General features: G+C 67.7%; 23 protein-coding genes. 8 read left to right on the top strand and 15 right to left on the bottom strand.

Annotated features, from left to right (window positions below; all coding sequences use genetic code 11):
- Window positions 1-195: 195 nt before the first annotated feature.
- From DIZ26_RS34340 to DIZ26_RS34325, 4 genes are all read right to left on the bottom strand, one after another.
- The gene (locus DIZ26_RS34340) at window positions 196-1,014 is read right to left on the bottom strand and encodes an ABC transporter permease (protein ID WP_112248696.1); all 819 of its coding nucleotides are present in this window, start codon (window positions 1,012-1,014) and stop codon (window positions 196-198) included.
- Complete coding sequence (locus DIZ26_RS34335) at window positions 1,011-1,994, bottom strand: ATP-binding cassette domain-containing protein (RefSeq protein WP_112248695.1); 984 nt, start codon at window positions 1,992-1,994, stop codon at window positions 1,011-1,013. Before DIZ26_RS34335 ends, DIZ26_RS34340 begins: the two co-directional genes overlap by 4 nt.
- A gap of 105 nt (window positions 1,995-2,099) precedes the next feature.
- Window positions 2,100-3,416, bottom strand: a complete 1,317-nt coding sequence (locus tag DIZ26_RS34330; protein ID WP_112248694.1) for an MFS transporter — start codon at window positions 3,414-3,416, stop codon at window positions 2,100-2,102.
- On the bottom strand, window positions 3,413-4,132 hold the full coding sequence (locus DIZ26_RS34325; RefSeq protein WP_232828807.1) for a GntR family transcriptional regulator: 720 nt from the start codon (window positions 4,130-4,132) through the stop codon (window positions 3,413-3,415). Before DIZ26_RS34325 ends, DIZ26_RS34330 begins: the two co-directional genes overlap by 4 nt.
- 379 nt (window positions 4,133-4,511) lie before the next feature.
- On the opposite strand from DIZ26_RS34325, the gene DIZ26_RS34320 reads away from it, so the two are divergent.
- Window positions 4,512-5,972 (top strand): S8 family peptidase, encoded by a 1,461-nt coding sequence (locus DIZ26_RS34320; RefSeq protein ID WP_232828798.1) that lies wholly within the window; start codon window positions 4,512-4,514, stop codon window positions 5,970-5,972.
- Between the two features lie 101 nt (window positions 5,973-6,073).
- Here DIZ26_RS34320 and DIZ26_RS34315 read toward each other — a convergent pair whose 3' ends face one another.
- From DIZ26_RS34315 to DIZ26_RS34295, 5 genes are all read right to left on the bottom strand, one after another.
- On the bottom strand, window positions 6,074-6,577 hold the full coding sequence (locus DIZ26_RS34315) for a DinB family protein (protein ID WP_112248692.1): 504 nt from the start codon (window positions 6,575-6,577) through the stop codon (window positions 6,074-6,076).
- Entirely contained in the window at window positions 6,574-7,104 is a 531-nt protein-coding gene (locus tag DIZ26_RS34310) for a DinB family protein (RefSeq protein ID WP_112248691.1), read from the bottom strand. Before DIZ26_RS34310 ends, DIZ26_RS34315 begins: the two co-directional genes overlap by 4 nt.
- Window positions 7,105-7,246: 142 nt before the next feature.
- Window positions 7,247-8,779: an acyl-CoA synthetase gene (locus DIZ26_RS34305; RefSeq protein WP_112248690.1), complete on the bottom strand. Its 1,533-nt coding sequence runs from the start codon at window positions 8,777-8,779 to the stop codon at window positions 7,247-7,249.
- 148 nt (window positions 8,780-8,927) lie between these two features.
- Window positions 8,928-10,046, bottom strand: coding sequence for a DUF5938 domain-containing protein (locus DIZ26_RS34300; protein ID WP_198676411.1), 1,119 nt, complete (start codon window positions 10,044-10,046; stop codon window positions 8,928-8,930).
- On the bottom strand, window positions 10,046-10,843 hold the full coding sequence (locus DIZ26_RS34295) for an SDR family NAD(P)-dependent oxidoreductase (protein ID WP_112248688.1): 798 nt from the start codon (window positions 10,841-10,843) through the stop codon (window positions 10,046-10,048). The genes DIZ26_RS34300 and DIZ26_RS34295 overlap by 1 nt, the downstream gene beginning before the upstream one ends.
- Window positions 10,844-11,045: 202 nt before the next feature.
- Between DIZ26_RS34295 and DIZ26_RS34290 the strand changes: the two genes are divergently transcribed.
- Window positions 11,046-11,663, top strand: coding sequence for a TetR/AcrR family transcriptional regulator (locus DIZ26_RS34290; protein ID WP_112248687.1), 618 nt, complete (start codon window positions 11,046-11,048; stop codon window positions 11,661-11,663).
- Between the two features lie 176 nt (window positions 11,664-11,839).
- Here DIZ26_RS34290 and paaK read toward each other — a convergent pair whose 3' ends face one another.
- Genes paaK through paaI form a run of 3 tightly spaced genes read right to left on the bottom strand, consistent with a single transcriptional unit; the run spans window position 11,840 to window position 14,822 of the window.
- A complete protein-coding gene (gene paaK, locus DIZ26_RS34285; protein WP_112248686.1) occupies window positions 11,840-13,153 on the bottom strand; it encodes a phenylacetate--CoA ligase PaaK in 1,314 nt (437 codons plus the stop codon).
- Window positions 13,154-13,192: 39 nt separating this feature from the next.
- Entirely contained in the window at window positions 13,193-14,398 is a 1,206-nt protein-coding gene (pcaF, locus tag DIZ26_RS34280) for a 3-oxoadipyl-CoA thiolase (protein WP_112248685.1), read from the bottom strand.
- Window positions 14,388-14,822: a hydroxyphenylacetyl-CoA thioesterase PaaI gene (paaI, locus tag DIZ26_RS34275; protein ID WP_112248684.1), complete on the bottom strand. Its 435-nt coding sequence runs from the start codon at window positions 14,820-14,822 to the stop codon at window positions 14,388-14,390. The genes pcaF and paaI overlap by 11 nt, the downstream gene beginning before the upstream one ends.
- A 149-nt stretch (window positions 14,823-14,971) precedes the next feature.
- Here paaI and paaN point away from each other — a divergent pair, with 149 nt between their 5' ends.
- From paaN to DIZ26_RS34260, 3 genes are read left to right on the top strand one after another with little or no spacing between them, the layout of a single operon-like run.
- Complete coding sequence (gene paaN / locus DIZ26_RS34270) at window positions 14,972-16,657, top strand: phenylacetic acid degradation protein PaaN (RefSeq protein WP_112248683.1); 1,686 nt, start codon at window positions 14,972-14,974, stop codon at window positions 16,655-16,657.
- Window positions 16,650-18,038, top strand: coding sequence for a serine hydrolase domain-containing protein (locus DIZ26_RS34265; RefSeq protein WP_112248682.1), 1,389 nt, complete (start codon window positions 16,650-16,652; stop codon window positions 18,036-18,038). Before paaN ends, DIZ26_RS34265 begins: the two co-directional genes overlap by 8 nt.
- The gene (locus tag DIZ26_RS34260; RefSeq protein ID WP_112248681.1) at window positions 18,035-18,553 is read left to right on the top strand and encodes a flavin reductase family protein; all 519 of its coding nucleotides are present in this window, start codon (window positions 18,035-18,037) and stop codon (window positions 18,551-18,553) included. Before DIZ26_RS34265 ends, DIZ26_RS34260 begins: the two co-directional genes overlap by 4 nt.
- 366 nt (window positions 18,554-18,919) lie before the next feature.
- Here the strand turns inward: DIZ26_RS34260 and DIZ26_RS34255 are convergent, their stop codons facing one another.
- From DIZ26_RS34255 to DIZ26_RS34245, 3 genes are all read right to left on the bottom strand, one after another.
- Window positions 18,920-19,261: a TraR/DksA family transcriptional regulator gene (locus DIZ26_RS34255; RefSeq protein WP_112248680.1), complete on the bottom strand. Its 342-nt coding sequence runs from the start codon at window positions 19,259-19,261 to the stop codon at window positions 18,920-18,922.
- A 154-nt stretch (window positions 19,262-19,415) separates the two neighbouring features.
- Entirely contained in the window at window positions 19,416-19,727 is a 312-nt protein-coding gene (locus tag DIZ26_RS34250) for a hypothetical protein (RefSeq protein ID WP_112248679.1), read from the bottom strand.
- Between the two features lie 154 nt (window positions 19,728-19,881).
- A complete protein-coding gene (locus DIZ26_RS34245) occupies window positions 19,882-20,430 on the bottom strand; it encodes a sugar O-acetyltransferase (protein ID WP_112248678.1) in 549 nt (182 codons plus the stop codon).
- Window positions 20,431-20,539: 109 nt separating this feature from the next.
- On the opposite strand from DIZ26_RS34245, the gene DIZ26_RS34240 reads away from it, so the two are divergent.
- The 3 genes from DIZ26_RS34240 (at window position 20,540) to DIZ26_RS34230 (ending at window position 24,558) form a co-directional block, all read left to right on the top strand.
- Window positions 20,540-21,478, top strand: a complete 939-nt coding sequence (locus DIZ26_RS34240) for a LysR family transcriptional regulator (protein WP_112248677.1) — start codon at window positions 20,540-20,542, stop codon at window positions 21,476-21,478.
- A 570-nt stretch (window positions 21,479-22,048) separates the two neighbouring features.
- Entirely contained in the window at window positions 22,049-23,080 is a 1,032-nt protein-coding gene (locus tag DIZ26_RS34235; protein ID WP_112248676.1) for a zinc-dependent alcohol dehydrogenase family protein, read from the top strand.
- A gap of 197 nt (window positions 23,081-23,277) precedes the next feature.
- A complete protein-coding gene (locus tag DIZ26_RS34230) occupies window positions 23,278-24,558 on the top strand; it encodes an ABC transporter substrate-binding protein (protein WP_112248675.1) in 1,281 nt (426 codons plus the stop codon).
- Window position 24,559 lies beyond the last annotated feature (1 nt).

Below are 24,559 nucleotides of genomic sequence, written 5' to 3'. Positions count from 1 at the left end.
CCACGCCACCACCCCTTCGCCGCGTCCTCAGTCGGCTGGCTCCCACCACCTGAATCGCGAGGCTCCGAGGTCGCCTCCTCGGTTGCGCCCGGATGCGACTTCGTTGCTCTGAGCAATGAATTGTGGAACGCAGGAGCGCCCGTAGCTGGCGGCGGGGAGCCGGCACCTGCGGGCGCTCGTTCGGTACTGCGGGTTTCAGGTGCGGCGGCGGTAAGCGCGGATCGCCAGGGGAGCGAAGACCGCGATCAGGCCGACCATCCAGGCCAGGGTGATCAGTAGCGGCTTCTCGACCGGGCCGCCGAGCATCAGGCCGCGCATCACGTCGACCAGGTGGGCGACCGGGTTGATCTTGACCCAGGACTGCAGGAAGCCGGGCAGGGTGCCGGTCTGGACGAAGATGTTGCTGCCGAAGGTGAGCGGGAACATCACCAGGAACGCGATGCCCTGCACACCCTGTGCGGTCTTCAGTTTCAGTCCCAGCCAGACCCAGATCCAGCACAGCGACAGGGCGAAGAGCAGCACAACCAGGCAGGCGAGCAGCCCGTTGCCGACGCCGTTCTGGAACCGGAAGCCGAGGATGAACCCGGTGGTCATCAAGATCACGATCGACAGCGTGTACCGGACCGCGTCGCCCAGCACCGCACCGATCAGCGGCGCCACCCGGGCGATCGGCAGGCTGCGGAACCGGTCGAAGACGCCCTTGGCGAAGTCGTCGTTCAGACCGACGCCGGTGCCCATGGTCGAGAAGACCACCGTCTGGACGAGCAGACCCGGCAACAGATAGGGCAGGTAATCGTGCCAGGTGCCGCCGTTCGCGATGGCCCCACCGAAGACGAACAGGAACAGCAGCAGGAAGATGATCGGCTGGAACGTCACGTCCGCCAGTGCTTCGGGGTTCTGCTTGATCCGGACGATGTTGCGCCAGGCGAGCGTCAGGCTCTGCTCGACCCAGGCGAACGGCCTGCTCCGGCGGGCGGCGTGCGCCGCGACCGGTTCCAACGTGGCGGTGCTCATCGGCCCGCTCCTTCCAGTACTGCGGTGTCTTGGACGGCGGCGTGACCGACCAGGGCGAGGAACACCTCGTCCAGGCTCGGCAGCCGCAGGGACAGTTCGGTGACGGCGATACCGGCCTCGTCGAGCCGGCGGACCACGATGGGCATCGAGGTACCGTCCGGTACCGGCGCGCTGACCACCGCGTTCACCACGTCGACCGTCGGCCGTACGCCGACGGCCTCCGCGACGATGGCCGCGACCCGCTCCAGATGACCAGGCTCGGCCGGCCGTACGTCGAGCGTCTGCCGGCCGGCCTGGGCCTTCAGTTCGGCCGGGCGCCCGGAGGCCACCACCCGGCCCTTGTCGAAGACCATCAGCGAGTCGGCCAGCGCGTCGGCCTCTTCCAGGTACTGCGTGGTCAGCAGCACCGTGGTGCCGTCGAGGACCAGGTTGCGGATGGTCTCCCACACCCCGTTTCGGGCATGCGGGTCGAGACCGGTGGTGGGCTCGTCGAGGTACAGGATGCTCGGGTTGCCGACGAGGCTGGCGGCCAGGTCGAGCCGGCGCCGCATACCGCCGGAGTACGTCTTGGCGATCCGGTCACCGGCCTCGCTGAGTTCGAACCGCTCGAGCAGCTCGGCCGCCCGGAGTTTGGCCTGCGCCCGGGGCATGCCGAGCAGCCGGCCGATCATGACCAGGTTGCGGTGGCCGGACATGTCCTCGTCGACGGACGCGTACTGGCCGGTCAGGCCGATGATCTCGCGGACCCGGGGCGCCTCGCGGACGACGTCGAACCCGCCGACCGTCGCGTGTCCGGCATCCGGCCGCAGCAGGGTGCCGAGGATCCGGACCGCTGTGGTCTTGCCGGCGCCGTTCGGGCCGAGGACGCCGAGCACGGTGCCGGTGGGCACGGTCAGGTCCACGCCGGCCAGCGCGGTGGTGGTACCAAACTTCTTGACCAGACCTTCGGCCGAGATGGCGACCTGGTTCGTTGTGGACATCGGTTCCTCCCAGATGACTGTTTCTGGGACAACCGTGCTCCTGACCGCTGGTACCAGCCTGTCACTCGGCTGAGAGCGCATATCAGCCGGTGCCAGCGGCTGAGATCAACTCGTCAGCGGGACGACCTGGTTGGCGCGCAACGCCTCGTAGACCTCCGGGTTGTACCTGGCCAGGGTCGCGCGGGCGCGGCGCCGGTACCGCAGGATCTGCACCGTCCCGAGACCCCACAGCACGTACTGGAACGTCAGGGCCCACTTGAAGTCGCCGATGCCTTGCGGAGCACCACCGGACGACGCGTCCAGCAGTACCCCGACCATGCCGATGCAGATCAGCGTCGCGATGAACCCGCCGGTGTTGACCATCCCGTTCGCCGCGCCGAACCTGGTCGCCGGGTTGAACGTCCGCGCGTAGTCCAGCCCGAGCATCGAGCCAGGACCACCAGCGGCCTGTACGACGATCAGCAGGAGCAGCACCGGCATCGGGGCCCGCCCGGGCCAGAGCAGTACTACGGTCCACATCGTCACGGAGCCCGCGATCACCGCCAGCACGATCCACGAGCGGTAGAAGGGAAACTTGGCGGCGTACCGGCCGACCAGTGGGCCGTAGCAGAGGCCGGCCAGGACCGGCAGGATCAGCATGGACGCCGCGGTCGTCGGAGCGAGGCCTTCGCCGCGAACCAGGAACGGGTAGCCCCAGAGCAGGCCGAAGGTGCTGCCGGAGAAGCTGGTGGTGAAGTGCGTCCAGAGCCCGAGCCGGGTGCCCGGTTCCTTCCAGGCCCGGCGCAGGTTGCGGCGGACCTCGGTGAGCGATTGCTTCGTCCGGTGCAGCGGCTCGTCGTACGGGCTGTTGCGGAGCAGGAAGATGACGGCCAGACCCGTGATCAGGCTCAGCACGCTCGCGCCGGCGAAGGTGGCGGTCCAGCCGAACGCGTTGAACGCGGCGGCCATCGGTACGGTCGACACGATCGCGCCGATTCCACCGAGCATCCCGGTCGCCTGCGACATCACCGGCTGGCGAAGCGCCGGGAACCACGACATCACCACCCGCAGAACGCTGATGAAGACGAGCGCATCGCCGACACCCAGTACTGCGCGGGCCGCGAGCGCGGCTGGGTAGGAGTCGACCAGGCTGAAGGCGGACTGCGCGATGAAGAGCAGGCCGGATGCGGCGATCAGGAGGCGTCTGGAGCCGTAGCGGTCGAGCAGAATGCCGACGGGGACCTGCATGGCGGCGTACACGGTCAGCTGGACGACGGTGAAGCTGGCGAGCGCGGAGGCGGAGATGTGGAACCGCTCGGCCGCTTGGAGGCCGGCGACGCTCATCGAGCCTCGGTGCAGGACGGTGACGAGGTAGGTGAAGACAGCGGTCGCCCACACCGCCCAGGCTCGCCGACCGCCCAGAGGGAAGCGGAGCTCGGTCACTGCACGCCCCGCAGATCTGTCGCGGCGACGTGGATGTGGGCGATGACGAGTTCGCGGAAACGCTTGGCGCTGTTGCCGCCGAGCGCGTCGATCATCTCCTGGTGCGCGGCGACGGACTTGTCCATCCGCGCGGGCTGCACCTCGATACCCGGTACGCCCATCCGGACCTGGCGGTCGCGCAGGCTGTTGTAGAGCTTGGCGAGGATTTGGTTGCCGGCGGCACCGACGATGGCCTCGTGGAACGCCCGGTCGGCCTCCAGGAAGCTCTTCGCGTCGCCGGCCTTCTTGTGCTTGCGCATCTCCTCGACCAGCGGGACCAGCTTGTCCACCAACTGCTTGCGGCGCGGCCAGACCTTGGCAGCGGCGTGCGTCTCGATCAGCTCGCGCGCTTCGAGGACGTCGTTGATCTCCTGCGGCAGGACCGGCAGGACGAGCGCGCCCTTCTTCGGGTACAGCTTGACCAGGCCGGACTCCTCCAGGCGCAGCAGGGCCTCGCGTACCGGCGTACGGGAGACTCCGACCGCGGTGGCCAGCTCTCCCTCGGTCAGCAACTCGCCGCCGGGGTAGACCCGGTCGAGGATCGCTGCCTTGACATACGCGTAGACGCGCTCCGCTGCCGGGATCCGCTCGGCCGCCGGACCCTCCTCGGCGACGATCCGCGCGATCTCGGTCGTCTCGTCCCCCAGTACCACCGTCGCCGGCTCTTGCTCCGGCACCCCGCTACTCAACTCTCACCCTTATCCATGCAGCTCGTATCTCTGTTGTATCTATCTTACACATCAGGATCCACCGCCCTCGGCGCGGAGAGGTCCAGGCAGCTGTGGACAACGGGTGTCAACAGGGGACGTGCGCCTGGATCGGCTGTTGACTCCACAGGTTGTCCACCTGTCAGCCTCGCTTGTCCACGAGTTATCCACAGGGCCTTCCACAGCTGTGGGCAAGGGGTCGTGGGCGGAGCGTGACGGTGGGAACGGTGGGTACTGCGGAATGCAGGGTTTCCCGTGTCTTGGGTGGTCAGGAGCCGCTGAGGTCGCGAACCGTTCTAGAGTCACCCGGAGCGTTTCCGTTCACTCGCTGTCGCCCCGAGGAGAGAGTGTGTTCCGAACCTTTGGTACCCGCCGGCTGAGTGCCGGACTGGCCGTCGCCGCGCTGGCGTTCACCACGGCCGGCGCCGCAACCGCTGCCCAGGCCTCGCCGTACGCGGCGAGCGGCTCCGCCACCACTGCCGCCGCCGAGTCTGGTGTGCTGATGAACTACGTGGTGAACACGAAGGCCAGCCCGGGTCACGTGCGCAAGGTCGTGGCCGCGGTCAAGGCCGCCGGCGGCACCGTGGTGCAGGCGTACGACCAGATCGGCGTGGTGGTCGCCCAGTCGACCAACCCCGACTTCCGTACCGACGTGCGGACCGGCCGCAACGGCCGCGAAGTCCAGTCGGTCGGCGCCACCCGGACCGCCGCCGTCAGCGAGGGCCCGGTCGGCTCCGCTGCCGCCAAGCTCACCTCGGCCAAGAGCATGATGGCCGGCCAGGCCGCGCCGGTCGCGGACCCGCGCGAGGCCGAGCAGTGGGACATGAAGCAGATCAAGGCCGACCAGGCGCACGAGGTCACCGACGGTTCGCGTCGGGTGCTGGTCGGGATCAACGACAGCGGTGTGGACGACACGCACCCGGACCTGGCGCCGAACTTCGACGCCCGCGACTCGGTCAACTGCATCAACAACGGCGTACCCGACACCACCGTCGGCGCCTGGCGGCCGACCACCAGCTTCCACGGCACACACGTGGCCGGCACGGTGGCTGCCGCCCGGAACGGCATCGGCATCGTCGGAGTCGCGCCGGGCGTCCGGATCGCTTCGGTGAAGGTGGTCAACGACGACGGGTTCATCTACCCGGAGTACGCGATCTGCGGCTGGATCTGGGCCGCCGAGCACCACATGGACGTGACGAACCACAGCTACTACATCGACCCGTGGGAATTCTGGTGCAAGGACAACGGCGACCAGGGCGCCGTCCAGGAGTCGGTACGGCGTGCTGTCGCATTCGCCACCAAGAAGGGCGTGCTGTCCGTCGCGGCGGCCGGTAACTCGAGCTACGACCTGGCCAACAAGACCACCGACAACGGCAGCCCGGACGACAGCACCCCGGCACCGCGCCAGCTCAACAACAGCTGCCTCGACCTGCCGACCGAACTGCCCGGCGTGATCACGGTCGCCAGCACCACCCAGGCGCGGGCGCTGAGCAGCTTCTCCAACTTCGGTCTGAACAAGATCGACGTCGCGGCTCCTGGTAGTGGCATCCTGTCCACCTTGCCGGGTGGCGGCTACGGAACGATGAGCGGTACTTCGATGGCGTCGCCGCACGTCACCGGCGTCGCCGCCCTGATGAAGTCGGTGCACCCCTGGTGGACGCCGCGCGACCTGGAGAAGGCCCTCCGCAAGGAAGCCGACGACACCGCGTGCCCGACCACCCCGGACGCCCGCTGCACCGGCACCACCGCCAACAACGCCTTCTTCGGCGAAGGCATCGCCGACGCCCTCGACGCAGTACACCGCCCCTGAACTGAGCCAGGGGGCCCTCCGCCCAGGACCCCCTGGCTCCCAACCGCCAGCCCCCGCCGCGCCGCGCGCCGGGGGCTGTTCCACGTACTACGCCAAGCGGGCTAGCCGGTCTTGCCGTCGAGGAGTTCGCGGAGGATGTCGAGGTGGCCGAGGTGGCGGGCCGTTTCCTCGATCATGTGGCAGAGGATGAACCGCACCGAGGCTTGGTTTCCGTCGCGATCAGGTGCGCGCTGCACGTCGTCGAGAGAGAACCCGGCGACGATCTCGTTCGATCGAGCGCACTCCTCGTCGTACTCGTCCAGCAGTCGGGCGAGCGGGACGCCGTCCACCATCATCTCCTCGTTCCGCGGACCACCTTCGGTCCACGGCGTCTGGCCGGTGTCCGGAACGCCGAGCAGGTCCTCGTGGAACCAGGAGTACTCGATCCAGCGCATGTGCGACACGAGTCCCGCTACCGTCATCAACGGCGAGGTCGGCAGCAGTTTGCGATAGGCGTCGGCTTCGCTCAGTCCCTCGCACTTGCCGCGGACGAGCGATCGTTGCAGGTCGAGCCAGCCGACGAGCTGCGTCCGTTCGTCACCGGTGAGCGGAGGTCGGCCGGTCACTCGGGCGCCTTGGTGTAGCTGGTCGTACCGTCCAGCAGTTCGCGGATGATGTCGAGGTGACCGAGATGCCGCGCGGTCTCCTCGATCATGTGGCAGAGGACGTACCGCAGCGAGGCGGCTTCGCCCTTGGCGGCGTACGGGCCTTTCTCCACCTCGTCCAGCGACAATCCGGCGATCGTCTCGTTCGACCGGGCGCACTCGGCGTCGTACTCGTCCAGCAACTGAGCCAGCGGTACGTCGTCGACGAACATCTCCGCGTCGGGATGCCCGTCCTCGGTCCACGGGGTCTGCCCGGTGTCCGGCACGCCCATCAGGTTGAGCTGGAACCACGAGTACTCGTTCCAGCGCAGGTGGGCGACCAGGCCCGCAATCGTCATCAGCGGCGAGGTTGGCAACAGCTTGCGATGCGCGTCTTCCTCGCTGAGGCCTTCGCACTTCATCCGCACGAAGGATCGCTGCAGATCCAGCCAGCCGGTCAGTTGGGTCCGCTCGTCAGAGGTCAGCGGCGGACGGGAAACAACAGTCATTCAAAGCTCCAAGGAAGAAAGGAGCTGCCCGGGATCTCAGTCGCGGGTGCGACGGACAGGCAGCACGACGGGAACACTCGACATCGCGCTCACCTCCCTTCCGTCGCTCGACCGCAACCTTAACTGTCGCGGGTGTCATCGCCTACTGATTTAACAGGCGTGCCTTCACCTCGTTCTTGAGCACCTTGCCCACCTTGGACCGGGGCAGGTCGTCCCAGACCACGACCTGTTTGGGCGTCTTCACCCCACCGAGCCGGCTCTTGACGAAGTTCCGTACTTCGGACTCCGTCACCGTCAGCCCCGGGTGCAGTTGCAGTACGGCGGTCACCCGCTCGCCCCACTTCTCGTCGGGCATCCCGACGACGGCGCAGTCGCGAACGGCCGGGTAGGCCATCAGCGCCTGCTCGACCTCGGCCGAGTAGACGTTGAATCCGCCGGTGATGATCATGTCTTTCGCTCGATCCACTAGGTAGAGGTAGTTGAACTCGTCGAGGAACCCGATGTCCCCCGTGTGATGCCAGCCGTACTGCGAGGAAGCCGCCGTCGCCTCCGGGTCCCGGTAGTAACCGGCCATCACCAGCGACCCCCGGACCACGATCTCCCCGCGTTCGCCACGACCGGCCAGTTGCCCGTCGTCGGTCATGATCGCCACCTGGGTGAGCGGACTCGGCCGCCCGGCGGAGGTGAACCGCTCGACCGCCATCGACCCGTCGGCGTGGAAGTGGTCGGCCGGCGCCATCGTCGCGATCATCATCGGCGCCTCGCTCTGACCGAACAGTTGCCCCATCACCGGCCCGATGCGGGTCAGCGCCTCTTCCAGGCGTGCCGCGGACATCGGCGCGGCGCCGTACCAGAAGCACTGCAGGGAGTTCAGATCCGTTGTGGACAAGGCATCGTGGGACAGCAACATGTAGATGAGCGTCGGCGGCAAGAAGGTATGAGTGACGCGATGCCGTTCGATCAAGGCAAGGAAGTCGCCCAGGTCCGGCGCGGGCATGATCACCACCTCGCCGCCGAGCGCGAGGATCGGGAAGCACAGCACGCCGGCCGCGTGCGTCAACGGAGCAAGGGCGAGATAGGTCGGCCGCCCCTCGAACGGGTAGCTCATCAAGGTGATCGCCGACATCGTCTCCAGGTTCCGCCCGGTCAGCATCACCCCCTTCGGCCGGCCGGTGGTCCCGCCGGTGCCGACCAGCAGCGCGAGGTCGTCGAGGGCCGGCGCCTCCCACGGATCAGCCGGTACGCCGTCCAGCCAGTCGACCAAGCTCGTGGCTATCGGCAAGGAATCGTCCAGGCAGATCACCGTGGTCAGCTTGGGTAGGTCGGGCAGGATCCGTTCGACCAGCGGGAGGAACGCGCGCTGGAAGATCAAGCAGGAGCAATCGAAGGAGTCCAGCAGTTCGCGGTTCTCGGCCGCCTCGTTGCGAGGATTGATCGGGCACCAGACCGCGCCGGCCCGGGAGATGCCGAAGACGCAGGCGAACGAGATCGGGTTGTTCGCCGACAGGATGGCGACCTTGTCGCCCGGTGAGATCCCGGACTTGTGCAGTGCGCGAGCCACCTGGTGGGAGAACTCCTGCACCTCGGCATAGCTGAGGCTGGCCCCGTTCATGGTCAGGCAGGGCTCGTCCGGTCCGAGCGAGGCCCCCTTGTCGAGGTAGTCGAACAACCGCACGCCAGCTCCCAAACGCGATTCCCCAGTCCCGGTAGGTGGATCCAGGTGCAGGTGCGGGAGCGCCCGGGGGGTGGGTAGAACTCCCGCACCTGGTCCTGGTGTCCCGCGCCGGGTACGCCTCGTCCTGTGGCGACCCCGGCGCGGGCGATCAGTGGTGCACGGTCACGACCGGCTCGAGTACCAGCCCGAAGCTGCGTAGTACGCCGAGTAGTTCGCGGTGTCCGAAGGCCTGGCAGGCCGACGCGAGTCCGGCGCGACGCGGCGGCTGCTGAAGCAACGAGTACGCCGCGTACGCCTGCAGTGCACCGGTTTGCTTGTAGTTGCTGTTGCCGTGGATGACACAGTGCGCCCGGCCGAGCGGACCCGAGGCGTGGACCGAGTCGAGCGAGGTGTTGATCCTCGGGTTCTCCCGGGGTGGCATGCTCGCCTGCACCGAGGCGGCGACCTCGCCGAGCGCGGCGTCCTGCTGGTCGAGGGGGAGCGTCTTGATCTGGCTCTCCACCATCTTCACCGCCTCGACGACGCCCTGCATGACGGTCCGGTCGAAGACGCCGCCGGCCACCTTGACGTTGGCCACCCGGGGGTCGTGCCTGAACCACACCGGGTGGCTCGTCCCACCCCAGGGCAGCGCGAGGGCACTCGCATGCTGTCCCGGGACGTTCACCTCGAAAGTGGTCAACGGATCCCACTTCACGAGTTCGTTCTGTTCGAGGTAGTGCCAGTCCGCCTTCAGAATGGTGAAGATCGTCTGGGTCGACGCGTACGTCGGGAAGCCCTTCCAGAGCACCAGGATGTCGAGCGTGTCGAGCCCCGGTGTCTCCAGGCAGATGTTCGCCGCGATCTCGCCGGTCGTGTACATCTGGGCGACACCCGGCGACAGCAACAGGCCTTGCGCGGCGAACTTGTCGCTCCAGTTCTTCTCCGCCTCCAGCATCCAGTCCTGCTCGCCGGTGGTGTCCAGGTAATGGCAGCCGGCCGCCAGGGACGCCTCGACCACCTCGGGCCCGTACTTGACGAACGGGCCGACCATGTTGCTCACGACCTTGGCGCCGCTGAACAGCTCGGTGAGCGCAGAGACGTTGTGCTCGACCTCGACCACCTCGTGGTCGACAGTCTCGATACCGGGGACCTTGTCGAGAACCTCTTGTACCCGGGCCTTGTCGCGTCCCGCTGCGATGAAGGGGACGTTGTATTCGCGCAGGTACTCGCAGACGAGCCGGCCCGTGTACCCCGAGGCGCCGTACACGACGACCGGTTTGCCGCCCATCACATGCCCATTCCGCCGTCGACCGGCAGGCCCGCGCCGGTGATGAACTTGGCGGCGTCGGAGGCCAGGAACACGACCGCGTCGGCCATGTCGCCGACCTCGCCGAGGCGCCCGAGCGGGGTCAGCCCGATCACGTCACCGACGGCGGCTTCCGCCGACGGCCAGAGCCCGAGGGTGACCATGTCCGCGGCCAGCTGCATGCCCATCTCGGTCGGCACCAGGCCGGGGTACACACAGTTGACGCGTACGCCGTACCCGAGCTTGCCGGACTCCATCGCGGCGACCCGGGTCAGCCGGTCCACCGCCGACTTGGTCGCGGAGTACCCGGCGATGCCCGGGAACGGGATCGTCGCCGCAACGCTGGAGATGTTGACCACCGAGCCACCAGACCCCGCCGGTCCACCCGGGCGCATCGCCCGGAACGCGTGCTTCACGCCGAGCGCGGTGCCCAGCACGTTGATCTCCAGCATCGTGCGGACATCGGCCGGATCGAGGTCGACGACCAGACCGGACAGTTCGACGCCGGCGTTGTTCACCAGGATGTCCAGACCGCCGAGCTCAGCGATGGTGGCGGTGACGGCCGCCTCCCAGTTCGCGTCGTCGGTGACATCCAGTGGCACGAAGGCGGCGGTGGCGCCGGTGTCCTTCAGCCGGTCCGCGGTCGCCTTGCCGAGATCTTCCTGGATGTCCGCGATCACCACCGAAGCACCGGCCTTCGCCAGCGCCTCGGCCATCCCCGCCCCGAGGCCACGAGCGCCCCCGGTCACCAGCGCCTTGCGGCCGGTCAGGTCGTACATGCACTTCTCCTCCCGCTGCGGGGTGCCCGATCACCGATGAGGTGCGGTGACCGGGCGGTCCTGACAGCGTTGTGGAGATCTGGACAGTCGTCAAGAGTTCCTTGGACAACTGTCAAGAAATCGTTTCGTTCGGGGTACAGTCGGAGGACTACCTCCGGCGCGATCCGATCGTGGTCGCAGCCGGGATTCCAGGAGGCCTGACGTGACCGAGGTGACCGATCGCATCTCGCGCCGGCAGGTGGACAAGTTCGCGGAGCGCCGCTCCCAGCTCGCCACCTCGGCGCTGCGAACGCTGTCCCAGCTCGGCTACGCCCGCACCAGCCTGCGCGAGATCGCGCAGAACTCGGAGTTCTCGCACGGCGTCCTGCACTACTACTTCCGCGACAAGGTCGAGCTGATCATGTACTGCGTCAAGCAGTACAAGGCCGAGTGCGTCACGCGGTACGACCAGATCGTCGCCACCGCCGAGGACGCAGACCAACTCAAGGTCGACTTCGGTGCGGCCCTGGCCGTCACCTGCGAAGAAGACGCCACCATGCACCGCCTGTGGTACGACCTCCGCAACCAGTCCCTCTTCGAGGAGTCCTTCCGCGAGGACACCCTGGAGATCGACAAGTCCCTCGAACAGATGATCTGGCGCATCGTCACCACGTACGCCGACCTGGCCGGCCGCGACCTCACAGTCACCCCCGCCACCGCCTACGGCCTCCTCGACGGCCTCTTCCAGCAAGCCCTCTTCCGCCACCTCGCCGGCGACCCCACCGCCCTCCCCACCCTCCGCACAGCCACCGAACAAACCCTCCCCAAGTTCCTCACCTGACTCCACCCGTGCCCACACCTGCGGGCGTTCCCTCCTGAAAGTGTGGGCTGGCGCGGGGCGTACAGATCGACAGGTAGTGCACCTCCGTACGGCGTACACGGGGTGCCGGGTCGCGCTCAGGTGCACTAGTTGCCGTCGGCTACTACCTGTCCGTCGGCACGCCGGCGATCATGCGGTCAGAGGTGGCGGCGGTCGTTGATGCGTTTTGCTTTGCCCAGGGAGCGTTCCAGGGCGTGGGGTTGCAGGATCTCGACGCTGGCCGAGATGCCGATGCGGTTCTTGATGAGGTTGGTGAGGGCGTTCGCGGCGGGGGTGTGGTCGGTGAGGCCGGGGGCGGCTTCTACCTGGACGGTCAGTTCGTCGAGGCGGTTGGGGCGGGTGAGGGTGCAGAGGTAGTGCGGGGTGAGGCCTTCGATGGTGAGGATGAGTTCTTCGATCTGGGTGGGGAAGACGTTGACGCCGCGGATGATCATCAAGTCGTCGGTGCGGCCGGTGATCTTCTCCATTCGGCGCATGCCGGGGCGGGCCGTGCCGGGGAGGAGTCTGGTGAGGTCGCGGGTGCGGTACCGGAGTACCGGGAAGGCCTCCTTGGTCAATGTGGTGAAGACTAGTTCGCCTTCGGAGCCGTCCGGGAGTACCTCGCCGGTGACGGGGTCGATAATCTCCGGGTAGAAGTGGTCTTCCCAGATGTGCAGGCCATCCTTGGTCTCGACGCATTCCTGCGCGACGCCGGGGCCCATCACCTCGGACAGCCCGTAGATGTCGACCGCGTGCATCCCGGTCCGTGACTCGACCTCGGTGCGCATCTGCTCGGTCCACGGTTCGGCGCCGAAGATTCCCACCCGCAAGGAGGTCTCGCGGGGGTCGATGCCGCGAGCAACCATCTCGTCCATGATCGACAGGAAGTACGACGGCGTGACCATGATGATCTGGGCGCCGAAGTCGCGGATCAGGTCGACCTGGCGTTCCGTCATCCCGCCGGAGACCGGTACGACGGTGCAGCCGAGCCGCTCGGCGCCGTAGTGCGCACCGAGTCCACCCGTGAAAAGTCCATATCCATAAGCGACATGGCACACGTCTCCCGCGCGACCACCCGCGGCGCGGATCGAGCGGGCGATCAGGTCGGCCCAGTTGTCGATGTCGGCCCGCGTGTACCCGACCACGGTCGGGCGCCCCGTCGTACCGGAGGAAGCGTGCACCCGGACGACCTCGGTCCGCGGTACGGCGAACATGCCGAACGGGTAGTTCTCCCGCAGGTCGTGCTTCGTCGTGAACGGCAACCGGCTCAGGTCCTCGAGCGACTTCAGGTCGTCGGGTGCGAAACCAACGCCGTCCAGCGCCGCGCGATAGTGCGGGACGTTCTCGTACGCCGCGCGCACGGTCGCCTGGAGTCCGGCGAGCTGCCGCGCGCGGAGCTCGTCCACGGACAGCCGTTCACCGGCGTCCTGGAGCTCCACCGGACACGCCTCACCGAGGAACCGATCGGTCATCCCAACCTCCCTAGAGCCCCAGTATTGCCCTGGGTAGCACTACGGCCGTGCGAGCAGGGTCGCGATGCCCTGACCCACCCCGATACACATCGTGGCCAGCGCGTACCCGGCGTCGCGGTGGCGAAGCTCGAGAGCGGCTGTCAGGGCGAGCCGGGCGCCGGACATCCCCAAGGGGTGTCCCAGGGCGATAGCGCCGCCGTTCGGGTTGACGTGCTCAGCGTCGTCGGGAAGCCCGAGCTCGCCCAAGACCGCGAGCGACTGCGCCGCGAACGCCTCGTTCAGTTCGATCACGCCGATCTCGGACAACGCGATGCCGGTGCGCTCGAGAAGCTTGCGGGTGGCCGGGACCGGCCCGATCCCCATGATCCGAGGCGGTACGCCGGCCGCGGCGGTGCCCACGATCCGCGCCAGCGGCGTGACGCCGAGCCGCGAGACGGCCTCGCCGCTCATCACCAGCAGAGCAGCAGCCCCGTCGTTCACGCCCGACGCGTTGCCGGCCGTCACCGTGCCCGGCGAACGGAACGGCGTCTTCAAACCGGCCAGCGCTTCGAGAGATGTCTCGCGCGGATGCTCGTCGACTTCTACGGTGGTCACGGCGCCCCGCTTGCCAGGCACGGAGACCGCGGCGATCTCCTCCGCCAGACGCCCGTTGGCCTGCGCCTTCGCGGCCCGTTGCTGACTGCGCAACGCGAACAGATCCTGGTCTTCGCGAGAGATGCCGAAGTCAGCGGCCACGTTCTCGGCCGTCTCCGGCATCGAGTCGATCCCGTACTGCTTCTCCAGCAAGGGATTGACGAACCGCCAGCCGATCGTGGTGTCGAAGATCTCCGCCTGCCGAGAGAAAGCACTAGTTGCCTTCGGCATCACGAAAGGTGCCCTGGACATCGATTCGACGCCACCGGCCAGCACGATCTCGTTGTCTCCGGCAATGATCGACCGAGCCGCCGAGGCGACCGCATCGAGGCCGGAGCCGCAGAGCCGGTTGATCGTCGTACCGGGCACGCCCTCCGGCAAACCCGCCAATAACAAGGCCATCCGGGCGACGTTGCGGTTGTCCTCGCCGGCCTGGTTCGCGCAGCCGAGGATCACATCGTCGATCGACGCCGGGTCGAGCGCGGCGTGCCGCGCGAGCAGCGACGAGATTGCGTGCGCCGCGAGGTCGTCCGGGCGGACCGCGGCGAGCGCGCCGCCGTACCGGCCGATCGGGGTGCGAATACCGTCGACCAGAAATGCCTCACGCGCCATCGTTGCTCTCCTTCAACACTGTCCCCGGCAATTGTCGGCTCCGACCGCGGAACTCGGCGATCAGGTCGTCGCCGCGGCGGACCGTGACGTCGTAGATCCCGTTCCGCCCGTACGACGCTCGCTCGCGCGCCTCGGCGACCAGGAGGTCCCCGCGCTGAGCCGGTGCGACGAAAACGATGTCGGCCCCTTGCGCGACGGTGACCTGGTTGCGGGAATTGCAGGCGAACGCGAAGGCCGAGTCGGCCAGGGTGAAGACGAAGCCGCCGTGCGCGATCCCGTGCCCGTTCACCATGTCCTCGCGCACCGGCATCTCCAGGACGGCCGTTCCTTCGCCGACCCGGACCAGACGCATGCCGAGGGAGGCGCTGGCACTGTCGTCGGCCCACATCGCCGCGGCAACGGCCGCGGCCAGGTCCTCGCTCATCCGTCCACCAAACTGAGTCCCGTTGAAGCTCACTGCAGAGGGGTTGTGACACTCTATCGGCGATCTGGTCATTGACTGTAACATCACCTCTGAGACCCGGCCTACGCTGTTCGGTAGCAGCAGGCAGTTCCCGACCCTGGAGCGCGCAGATGACCACCGCACCGACCCGTACCGATTGGCTCGCCGCGCATCGTGAGCGCCTGGACGGAGCTCTCGCCGCGATCCGCAGCCGGGGCTACTTCTCCGCGTTCCCCGAGTCGCCGAGCCCGCGGGTGTACGGCGAGACGGCGGCCGAGGACGGCAAGGCGGCCTTCGAGGCGCACCGCGGTACGGCGTACCCGGTCGAGACGCCGGGCTCGAACGGCACGGTCAGCACCGAGGAATCGCCGTACGGGATCTCGCTGGACGTGCAGTATCCGCGCACCGTCGAGGACGGCCTGGACGAGCTGCTCGCGGCGGCCCAGCAGGGGATGCCGGACTGGCGCAAGGGCGGGATCGAGACTCGCGTCGGCGTGACGCTGGAGATTCTCGACCGGCTGCACAAGCGCGTCTTCGAGTTGGCCAACGCGGTGCAGCACACGAGCGGTCAGGCCTTCGTGATGGCGTTCCAGGCCGGCGGCGCGCATGCGCTCGACCGGGCGCTGGAGGCGATTGCCTACGCGTACGAGGAGATGAGCCGTTACCCGGCCGAGGCGGTCTGGGAGAAGCCGGCCAAGGGCGACCCGATCCGGCTGGAGAAGAACTTCACCGTCGTCGGCCGTGGCGTCGCGCTCGTCATCGGCTGCAACACCTTCCCGACCTGGAACTCCTGGCCCGGCCTGTTCGCGTCGCTGGTCACCGGCAACGCGGTGGTCGTGAAGCCGCACCCGCTGGCCGTGCTACCGCTCGCGATCACCGGCGAGGTCTGCCGCGAGGTGCTCGCCGAGGCCGGCTTCGACCCCAACCTGGTCACCCTGGCCGTCGAGCACCCCGGCGACGGGCTGGCCAAGCCGCTCGCGCTCCGGCCCGAGGTGAAGATCATCGACTTCACCGGCGGCAGCGAGTTCGGCGAGTGGCTCGAGCAGAACGCGACGCAGGCCGAGGTGTTCACCGAGAAGGCTGGCGTCAACGCCGTACTGATCGACTCGACCGACTCGTTCAAGGCGCTCTGCAACAACCTGGCCTTCACGCTGTCCCTGTACTCCGGCCAGATGTGCACCACCACCCAGAACCTGTTCGTCCCGGCCGACGGGATCGAGACGGACGAGGGTCACAAGTCGTTCGACGAGGTCGGCGCCGGGATTGCGAACTCGATCGGCAAGCTGCTCGGCGACGACGCGCGCGCGGTCGAACTGCTCGGCGGCATCGTCAACTCCGCCGTCGTCAACCGCCTCGAGTTGGCGCCGGAGTACGGGCAGGTCGTGCTCGAGTCGCGCGCGATCAAGCACCCGGCGTACGAGGATGCGGTGGTCCGTACGCCGTTGCTGGTCGCGATCGAGGCCAAGGACGAGGAGGTGTACGGACGCGAGTGCTTCGGCCCGGTCTCGTTCCTCGTCCGTACGGCGGACACCGACGAGTCGATCCAGCTGTTCCGCAAGACCGTCGACGAGGGCGGCGCGATGACGGCCGGGGTCTACTCCACGGACGAGACCGTGCTGGAGAAGGTCCGCGACGCGGCGCTCGAAGTCGGGGTGGCGTTGTCGGAGAACCTGACGGGCCAGGTCTTCGTCAATCAATCGGCTGCTTTCAGCGATTTCCATGGCACCGGAGCGAATCCGGCCGCCAACGCGACGTACACCGATGGTGCGTACGTTGCGAGTCGCTTCCGCGTCATTCAGTCTAGGCGTCATGTCTGACGCCCTGGATTCCGAGAACCTGCGAGAAGCACTCGCGTACTACGACAGCTGGCTGGCGTTCAACCAGCGCTACCAGCGGATACCCGGGGTCCAGGCGGCGGTGTACGCCGGCGAGGCGGTCGCGCTCTCCTCGGCGTACGGGCTCGCCGATGTCGAGCAGGGCGTGGAGCTGACGCCGCAGCACCTGTTCCGGATCGCTTCGCACTCGAAGACGTTCACCGCGACCGCGGTACTGCAGCTGGCCGAGCAGGGCAGGCTGCGGCTCGACGACAAGGCTGAGCTGCACGTCACTGAGCTGGTCGGGACTCGGCTGGGCGGGCTCACCGTCCGCGAGTTGCTGGCGCACGCCGGTGGTGTCACGCGCGACAGCGGCGATGCGGGCTGGTGGCAGCTGGTCAAGGCGTTCCCGGATCGCGAGGAGCTGCTCGCCGTACTGCGTGACGACACGTCCGCGGTGATCGCCGACAACGACCGGTTCAAGTACTCCAACATCGGCTACGGGCTGCTCGGACTCGTGATCGAGGCGGCCGGCGGTACGTCGTACAACGACTACGTCCAGACCGCGATCGTGGACAAGCTCGGGCTCTCCGGGCTGGGTCCGGAGCTGGATGCCGCGCGGAGTACGGAGTACGCGGCGGGCTACAGCGCGTACAGCTACGCCGACCACCGGGTGCCGATCGATCACGTGGACACCCGGGCGCTGGCGTCCGCGACCGGGTTCTTCGGCAGCGCGAGCGATCTCGTCACGTACTTCTCGGCGCATTTCCCGGGCGACAACCGGCTGCTGACCGACAAGTCGAAGCGGGAGATGCAACACCCGCTGTGGCAGACGACGGAGGAGGACTGGCCGCGGTACGGGCTCGGTCTGCAGGTGTCGAAGAGCGGCAAGCGGAAGCTGTTCGGCCACGGCGGCGGGTACCCGGGGCACATCACCCGGTCGCTCGTCGACGGCGAGCAGCGGATCGCGGTGTCCGTGCTGACGAACGCGATCGACGGCCCGGCCGGACAACTCGCGGAAGGCTTCTTCAAGCTGCTCGACCTGGCCGGCTCCAAGGAGCGTGGGACCGAGGCGGGGCTGGAGCGCTTCACCGGCCGGTTCGCGAACCTGTGGACGGTGTACGACTTCGTCGTACTCGGCGGGCGTCTCTATGTGCTCGACCCGACCTCGCCCGACCCGGCAGCCGAACCGCAGACACTGGAGGTCGACGGCGACGAACTGCGTGTCACCGGCGGCTCGGGGTACGGCTCGTACGGCGAGTCCTACCGCTTCAACTTCGGCCCGGACGGTCAGGTCGAGTCGGTTCGCGGATCCGGCGGACTCCTCTCTCAGCCGATCGACCGTTTCACCCTCCCCGACCGGGTGCGTACCGTGCAGGCATGACGATCCACGGGGAGCACCCCTTCCTGCCACCGGAGTCGGAGCGAAGCCCGGTACGGCGGTTGCGCGGGCGACTGCCATCGCCGGTCGGCCTCTGGACCACCGCGTACGACGGCAAGCGCGCCGGGCTGACCGTGTCGTCCATGCTGATCGCCGACGGTGAGCCCGGTCTCGTGATCGGGCTCATCGACCCGGACTCCGACCTGTGGAAAACGTTGCGCTCGGCAAGGACCGCCGTGGTCAGCCTGCTCGGCGCCGGCCACCAGCAACTCGCGGACGCCTTCGGCTACGTCGCTCCCGCACCCGGCGGCCCGTTCCGGATGATCGACTGGACCGACACCGCCTGGGGCCCAGCCCCCGTCGGCGTCACCACCTGGGCCGGCTGCACCCTGGTAGACCCCGATCCCCCCGAACTCGGCTGGTCCCTCCAGGTCCACCTCGAAATAGCCCACGTAGAACTCCACCCCGACGACCTCCCACCCCTCATCCACCGCCGCGGCCGCTACACGGTGCTGTAAGCGCCCTGCCCACGCGACCTCTTACGTCGGTCGCTCTCCACCCCCTGCTACGGCACTCCTCCGCTGCCTCCCTCTGGGATCAGCGGAGGCCAGTCAGTTGGCCGAGGGCGATTGCCAGATCTCGATCGCCGCCGACGGCCACCATGCGCTGACAGGTGGCGTCATCGGCGGCGCTCTGGTGCATCACGTTGGTTGGCGGTGTGTTCTCGGGCCTTGCGGTGGATCCGTTGCGTGAGGGGAGTGTGTACCGGCGGACAGGAGGTGGCGGGAGTGGGGTAGTGCACCTGAGCGTGAGGAGGGGGAGCGTACGGCGTACCAGGGTGTGCACTACCTGTTCGTCGGTACGCCGGGCTCGCGGTGGTTGGGTTAGTTGGTCGAGGCGCAGGTGGTGCAGGTGCGGGCTGTTGGGCGTGCTTCGAGGCGCTCGTCGGAGATTGGGCGGCCGCAGAGCTCGCAGGTTGTGTAGGTGCCTGCGGTGAGGCGGGCGATGGCGGCGTCGATTTCTGTCAGGTGGTGGCGGGCCTGTTCGGCGAGGGCGCCGAGTTGGGAGCGTTCGAAGGCGATCGTCGAACCCTCGGGATCGTGCTCGTCATCGGCGTTGCTGTCGCGGGATGCGGCCACCATCGCATCGAAGTCGCCGGTCAAGCTCGCCAGGCGCCCCAGCGTCTTCTGCCGCTCACGTTCGAGGCGCGTCCGCTGATCGTCCATCTGTCCATTCTCAACCGTCGTCGCCCGCGAGTTCCTGGCCTGGCTCAGCGCCAGCTTCCCAGCCTCGCCCAATACGACCAGCACCGCGCCTATCTCTTCGGCGGCAGCCCGGCAGGGTTGTTGCCCGGGCCCGCCGCCCTCGGCTTCGTGCTGCTCAGGTCGGCGCCGACATACCTGGCGACGGAGCTGGATAGACCAGCGGAGCCAGCACTCGGGCGGCGGCCTCGGCGCCTTGAGTTGCTTCGACGGCGAAGGCTTCGGCGATCAAAGCCCGGGCCGCTGGTGACGTGTCAGCTGCGTGCTCCTCGGCGAACTCGCGCGCGTCCTGGGAACGATCCGCCAGCAGTGCACCCTGGACCGTCGCCGCGATGACATCGGCTCCGGCGGTTCCTGCCCAGCCCAGCCCTTCGGTCCGCCAGCCCGTGTCGGTCTGGTCGGCAGGTGGAGCGCTGTGCTGGTCGTCCATACCCCCAGATTGTAGGCAGCTGAAGCCGCTGGAAGGACCACCGCCAGTTGCACCCGGCCGCCTGCGGCCGAGCGCAACCATCAACGGGGTTCACCCAGGAGCTCTGCCGGTCCTGATCCGGTACGCCGTAGGCCTGAGACAGCGCCTCGACGCGTCACTTCTGGCTGATGTCTCGGATGTGCTTGGCTGGTACGCCGGCGGCGAGGGTGTTCGGGGGGACGTCGTGGGTGACGACTGCTCCTGCGGCGATGACGGAGTTCTCGCCGACGGTGACGCCTTGGAGGACCATCGCGCCGGCACCGATCCAGACGTTGCGTTCGATCCGGATCGGGGCGGCGGAGATGCCGTCGCGGCGGGAAGCAGGCGGGACCGGGTGGCCGGAGGTGATCAGGCTGACGCCGGGTCCGATCATCACGTCGTCGCCGATCTCGATGCCGCCGATGTCGTTGAGCTGACACCGCTGATTGATGAAGACGTTGCGGCCGACGCGGATGTTGATCCCGTGGTCGCAGTACAGGGGCGGGATGAGGGTGAACGTCTCGTCGACGGGATGCCCGGTCAGTTCACTCCAGACCGCGCGGATCGCGTCGCGGTCGTCGTACGAGAGTGTGTTGAGCCGCTCGGTCATCCGGATCGCACGCTCGACCCGCTCGCGGATGCCGTGCACCTCGGTCACGCCGCTGTCGGTCCAAAGCTTGGCCATGTTGCTCCTCACTCGTTTGTTGAGTGGTGATGCAAACAGGGCGCGGCAGGACCGCACAAACAACCGCCGGATCGGCGAGCCACAACCCTTGGTTGTCTAGGGTGATCGGGTGGATCTCGAGGCCGTCCGGACGTTCGTGGCAGTCGCCGATGGAGGGCAGTTCCGCATCGCGGCCGACGAACTCGGCATCACGCAACAGGCTGTCTCGAAGCGCATCGCCGCCTTGGAACGAGAGCTCGGCGTACTCCTCTTCGCTCGTTCCGCCCGCGGCACGCAACTGAGCGTCGACGGGCAGGCCTTCCTGCCACACGCCCGCGAACTCCTTCGGGTCGCCGACCGCGCGATCACCTCGGTCCGGCCTGGTCGGCGCGCCCTGCGCATCGACGTCCTCAACCGTCGCGCCGCCCCGGCCGCAGCGCTGCACGCCTTCCACCAAAGCCATCCCGGCATCGATCTCGACGTCGTCACCTTGCCCGACGCCGACGTGGACTCCGCGGTCGCAGCCGTCGCCGATGGAACGATCGACGCCACATTCCGAGCCGTCACGCGGCGCCAGCTCGCTCTTCCCGTCAAGGCGTTCCGGGTCATCGACGACCCTCACCAGCTCCTCGTCGGCCCCCGCCACCCGCTCGCGGAGGCGACCAGCCTGACGCCCGCCGACCTTAGGCCGTACCGGATCTGGATGCCCGGCATGATGCCTGGCTCCGAGTGGCGCCTGTACTACGAGGAGCTCGCGCGCGCCTTCACGCTCGCGATCGACATGGGAGGTCCGAGCTTCGGCGTCGAAGTACTCCTCGACGAACTCGCGCACTCCACCGACCTCGCCACCTTCGTCGGCGAAGGCACCCGCTATTTCTGGCCGGAGACGTTCGACCTCCGCCGCATCCCCATCGTCGACCCCACCCCGGTCTATCCCCACTCGATCATCTGGCGCGACGACAACCCCCACCCAGCCCTCGCAGCCTTCCTCCACCACCTGCAATCAACCACCACCCCTCCGACGGGGAAGACCTGGGTCCCTCACTGGGCTGAAAAGGTAGAGAACTAGTATTACGGGCAGTCCGCCCCCGCGGCTCCTCCGTCGCCGCTCCCCACCCCCCAGCTACGGCGCTCCTACGTCACGCCTTCCGCTGCCTTTGTTCGAGGGGATTGCGCTGATGTCGGGCTCGCACTGCGGATCGGGATCTCATCGGACTCGCCGTCACCCACATCGTTGCGATCGCCGGCCTGGTCAGCCCTCGAGCCGTCGAGCTCGCGAACGCCACCATCCAGCGAACAGACAGTTGTGCGAGGTGGAGCCGTCATTTCCGCGGACACGCACCGAGCGGCGGTGCGTCTCGCGTCGCACACGAGGTGGGGCGCGACATAAGAGCGCCAGAGCTGGGGTATGCCGAGAGGCGTCGAACTGCTCGGCGGTCGCATCGGAGCTGCAGATCAGCGAATTGGCTTGGTTGCGGTCTCCGAACGCGACCAACCCGATTCAGAGATGACGCCGGCCCCACGCGTTCGAACAAAGGCAGCGGTAGGTGCGACGCAGGAGCGCCGTAGCTGGGGGGTGGGGAGCGCCGACGTAGGAGGTGCGTGGGTGGCAGTCGTTGAAAGATCTAGAGTGCTTGGCATGAAAGCGACGACGATTCATGCGCCCTTCGATGTGCGGCTCAGTGACGTTCCGGATCCGGTGATCGAGAAGCCGACGGATGCTGTGGTGAAGATTGTTGCCGGGTGCATCTGTGGGTCCGATCTGTGGTCGTACCGCGGGGAGAACAAGATCACGCCGGGGAGCAGGATCGGGCACGAGTACGTGGGGATCGTGCAGGAGGTGGGGTCGGAGGTCCGCACGGTGAAGCCGGGTGACTTCGTCGTCACGCCGTTCGTCGCGAGCGATGGGACGTGTCCGAACTGCAAGGCCGGGCTGCAGTCGGTTTGCCAGAACATCGTGGGGATCGGCAGCAAGGGTGCCGACGGCGGGCAGGGTGAGTACGCGAAGGTGCCGTGGGCTGATGGCACGCTCGTTGCGACGCCCGAAGTACCGGACGATGCGTTGGTTCCGTCGTTGCTGACGCTGTCCGACGTCATGGGTACGGGCTGGCATGCGGCTCGGTCAGCGAGAGTGAAACAAGGTGACACCGTCGTGGTGGTCGGCGACGGCGCTGTTGGTTTGTGTGGGGTTCTCGCCGCCGCCCGGATGGGTGCTGAGCGGGTTGTCGCGCTGTCGCGGCACGAGTCGCGGCAGAAGCTCGCCCGCGAGTTCGGCGCGACGCACATCATCGCCGAGCGTGGGGACGAGGCGAAGGCCGCAGTACTGGAGCTGACCGACGGGGTGGGAGCGGACGCCGTACTGGAGTGTGTTGGCACCGACCAGTCGTTCAAGACCGCGTTCGATGTCGCCCGGCCGGGCGCGACCGTCGGGTTCGTCGGCGTGCCGCACGGTGTGGAGGTGCCGATCCGGACGATGTTCAGCCGGAACGTCGGGTTGGCGGGCGGTGTCGCTCCGGCGCGCCAGTACCTGCCCGAGCTGATGGCGGACGTACTGTCGGGAGCGATCAACCCGGGTCTCGTCTTCGATGCGGAGCTGCCGCTGAAAGCGGTTGCCGAGGGCTACCAGGCAATGCACGAGCGGCGCAGTATCAAGGTTCTGCTGCGCCCCTGACGGCGACTGGCCGGAAACCCACGCATTGAGTTCAGGCCGTGAAGGCCCTCAACAATTGCGCACATTAAGGTGTCACATCTACACAACGTGCGTGTGTAGAGCGTTGACACCCGCCCGTACGCGTGCCCAGAGTTGGCCCGTCAAGGGGGCATTCATGATGTCCAGACAGCTCCATGAGCTGATCGGAGAGTGAAAAAATGCGTGGTGGTTTGAGCAAGACCTTCGCGGTCATGGGTGCCGTGGGTCTTCTCGCGGTCAGTGCCTGCGGTAACAGCGACGACAACTCCGGTGGGGGCGGCTCGTCGGCCAGCAAGGACGTCACCGTCTTCACCTGGTGGGCCGACGGTGGCGAGAAGGCCGGACTGGACGGCCTGGTCTCGACGTTCAACACCGAGTGCAAGGACTACAAGTTCGTCAACTCCGCCGTGGCCGGTGGCGCCGGTTCGAACGCCAAGCAGGTGCTGGCGAACGACCTGGCCGCCAAGAAGCCGCCGTCGACCTTCCAGGCGCACGCCGGCGCCGAGCTGGGCGACTACATCAAGAACGGCCAGGTCGACGACGTCAGCGACCTGTACAAGGAGTTCGGTCTGGACCAGGCCTTCCCGAAGAGCCTGCTCGACAACCTGACCGTCGACGGCAAGATCTACTCGGTACCGGCCAACGTCCACCGCGCCAACGTCGTGTGGGCCAACCCGACGGTGCTGAAGAAGGCCGGCCTCGACGCCACCAAGGCGCCGGCCTCGGTCGACGCCTGGATCGCCGACCTGGAGAAGCTGAAGGCGGCCGGGGTCAAGGCTCCGCTGGCCACCTCCAAGGGCTTCGCCCAGGAGATGGTGATGGAGGTCGTGCTGCTGGCCGAGCTCGGTCCGGACAAGTTCACCGGTCTGTGGAAGGGCGACACCGACCCCAATGGCGCCGATGTGACGGCCGCGCTGACGAAGTACCAGAAGCTGCTGAGCTTCAGCAACGTCGACCGTGACGCGGTCGACTGGCCGGACGCGCTGGGCTACGTCAACAAGGGCCAGGCCGGCTACACCGTGATGGGTGACTGGGTCGCCGCGCAGCAGCTCGCCGACAAGGTGCCGGACTCGGCGTACACGTACTGGCCGGCGCCGGGCACCGCGGGGGACTTCCAGTTCCTGGCGGACTCGTTCACGCTGCCGACCGGTGGTCAGGACCCCGAGGGCGCGAAGTGCTGGCTGAAGGTGGTCGGTAGTTCGGAGGGCCAGAAGGCCTTCAACACCAAGAAGGGCTCGATCCCGGCCCGGTCCGACGCGGTGCCGACGGACTACCCGAAGTACCAGCAGTCCGCGATGGCCGACTGGAAGTCGAACAAGATCGTGCCGTCCTGTGCACACGGCGCTGCCTGCAGCCTCGGCCAGAACGACAGCATCCTGTCCGCGATCAGCCAGTTCAGTGGCAAGCCGGACGTCGGGACGCTGCAGAAGGCCCTGGCGGCCGCGATCAAGTCGTCCTGAT

The sequence above is a fragment of the Kribbella monticola genome (genome assembly GCF_003261635.1).
Classification (GTDB): domain Bacteria; phylum Actinomycetota; class Actinomycetes; order Propionibacteriales; family Kribbellaceae; genus Kribbella; species Kribbella monticola.
Note: the sequence above shows the minus strand (reverse complement) of the source record. Positions and strands in the feature narration are given on the sequence as shown.

Excerpts from the sequence above, each read along its gene's own strand:
- DIZ26_RS34235 (WP_112248676.1), top strand. The coding sequence starts at position 22,049 with ATGAAAGCGACGACGATTCATGCGCCCTTCGATGTGCGGCTCAGTGAC.
- pcaF (WP_112248685.1), bottom strand. The coding sequence starts at position 14,398 with ATGGCGCGTGAGGCATTTCTGGTCGACGGTATTCGCACCCCGATCGGC.
- DIZ26_RS34295 (WP_112248688.1), bottom strand. The coding sequence starts at position 10,843 with ATGTACGACCTGACCGGCCGCAAGGCGCTGGTGACCGGGGGCGCTCGT.
- DIZ26_RS34340 (WP_112248696.1), bottom strand. The coding sequence starts at position 1,014 with ATGAGCACCGCCACGTTGGAACCGGTCGCGGCGCACGCCGCCCGCCGG.
- DIZ26_RS34300 (WP_198676411.1), bottom strand. The coding sequence starts at position 10,046 with ATGGGCGGCAAACCGGTCGTCGTGTACGGCGCCTCGGGGTACACGGGC.
- DIZ26_RS34335 (WP_112248695.1), bottom strand. The coding sequence starts at position 1,994 with ATGTCCACAACGAACCAGGTCGCCATCTCGGCCGAAGGTCTGGTCAAG.
- DIZ26_RS34245 (WP_112248678.1), bottom strand. The coding sequence starts at position 20,430 with ATGGCCAAGCTTTGGACCGACAGCGGCGTGACCGAGGTGCACGGCATC.
- paaN (WP_112248683.1), top strand. The coding sequence starts at position 14,972 with ATGACCACCGCACCGACCCGTACCGATTGGCTCGCCGCGCATCGTGAG.
- paaI (WP_112248684.1), bottom strand. The coding sequence starts at position 14,822 with ATGAGCGAGGACCTGGCCGCGGCCGTTGCCGCGGCGATGTGGGCCGAC.
- DIZ26_RS34230 (WP_112248675.1), top strand. The coding sequence starts at position 23,278 with ATGCGTGGTGGTTTGAGCAAGACCTTCGCGGTCATGGGTGCCGTGGGT.
- DIZ26_RS34265 (WP_112248682.1), top strand. The coding sequence starts at position 16,650 with ATGTCTGACGCCCTGGATTCCGAGAACCTGCGAGAAGCACTCGCGTAC.
- DIZ26_RS34250 (WP_112248679.1), bottom strand. The coding sequence starts at position 19,727 with ATGGACGACCAGCACAGCGCTCCACCTGCCGACCAGACCGACACGGGC.
- DIZ26_RS34260 (WP_112248681.1), top strand. The coding sequence starts at position 18,035 with ATGACGATCCACGGGGAGCACCCCTTCCTGCCACCGGAGTCGGAGCGA.
- DIZ26_RS34310 (WP_112248691.1), bottom strand. The coding sequence starts at position 7,104 with ATGACTGTTGTTTCCCGTCCGCCGCTGACCTCTGACGAGCGGACCCAA.
- paaK (WP_112248686.1), bottom strand. The coding sequence starts at position 13,153 with ATGACCGATCGGTTCCTCGGTGAGGCGTGTCCGGTGGAGCTCCAGGAC.
- DIZ26_RS34255 (WP_112248680.1), bottom strand. The coding sequence starts at position 19,261 with ATGGACGATCAGCGGACGCGCCTCGAACGTGAGCGGCAGAAGACGCTG.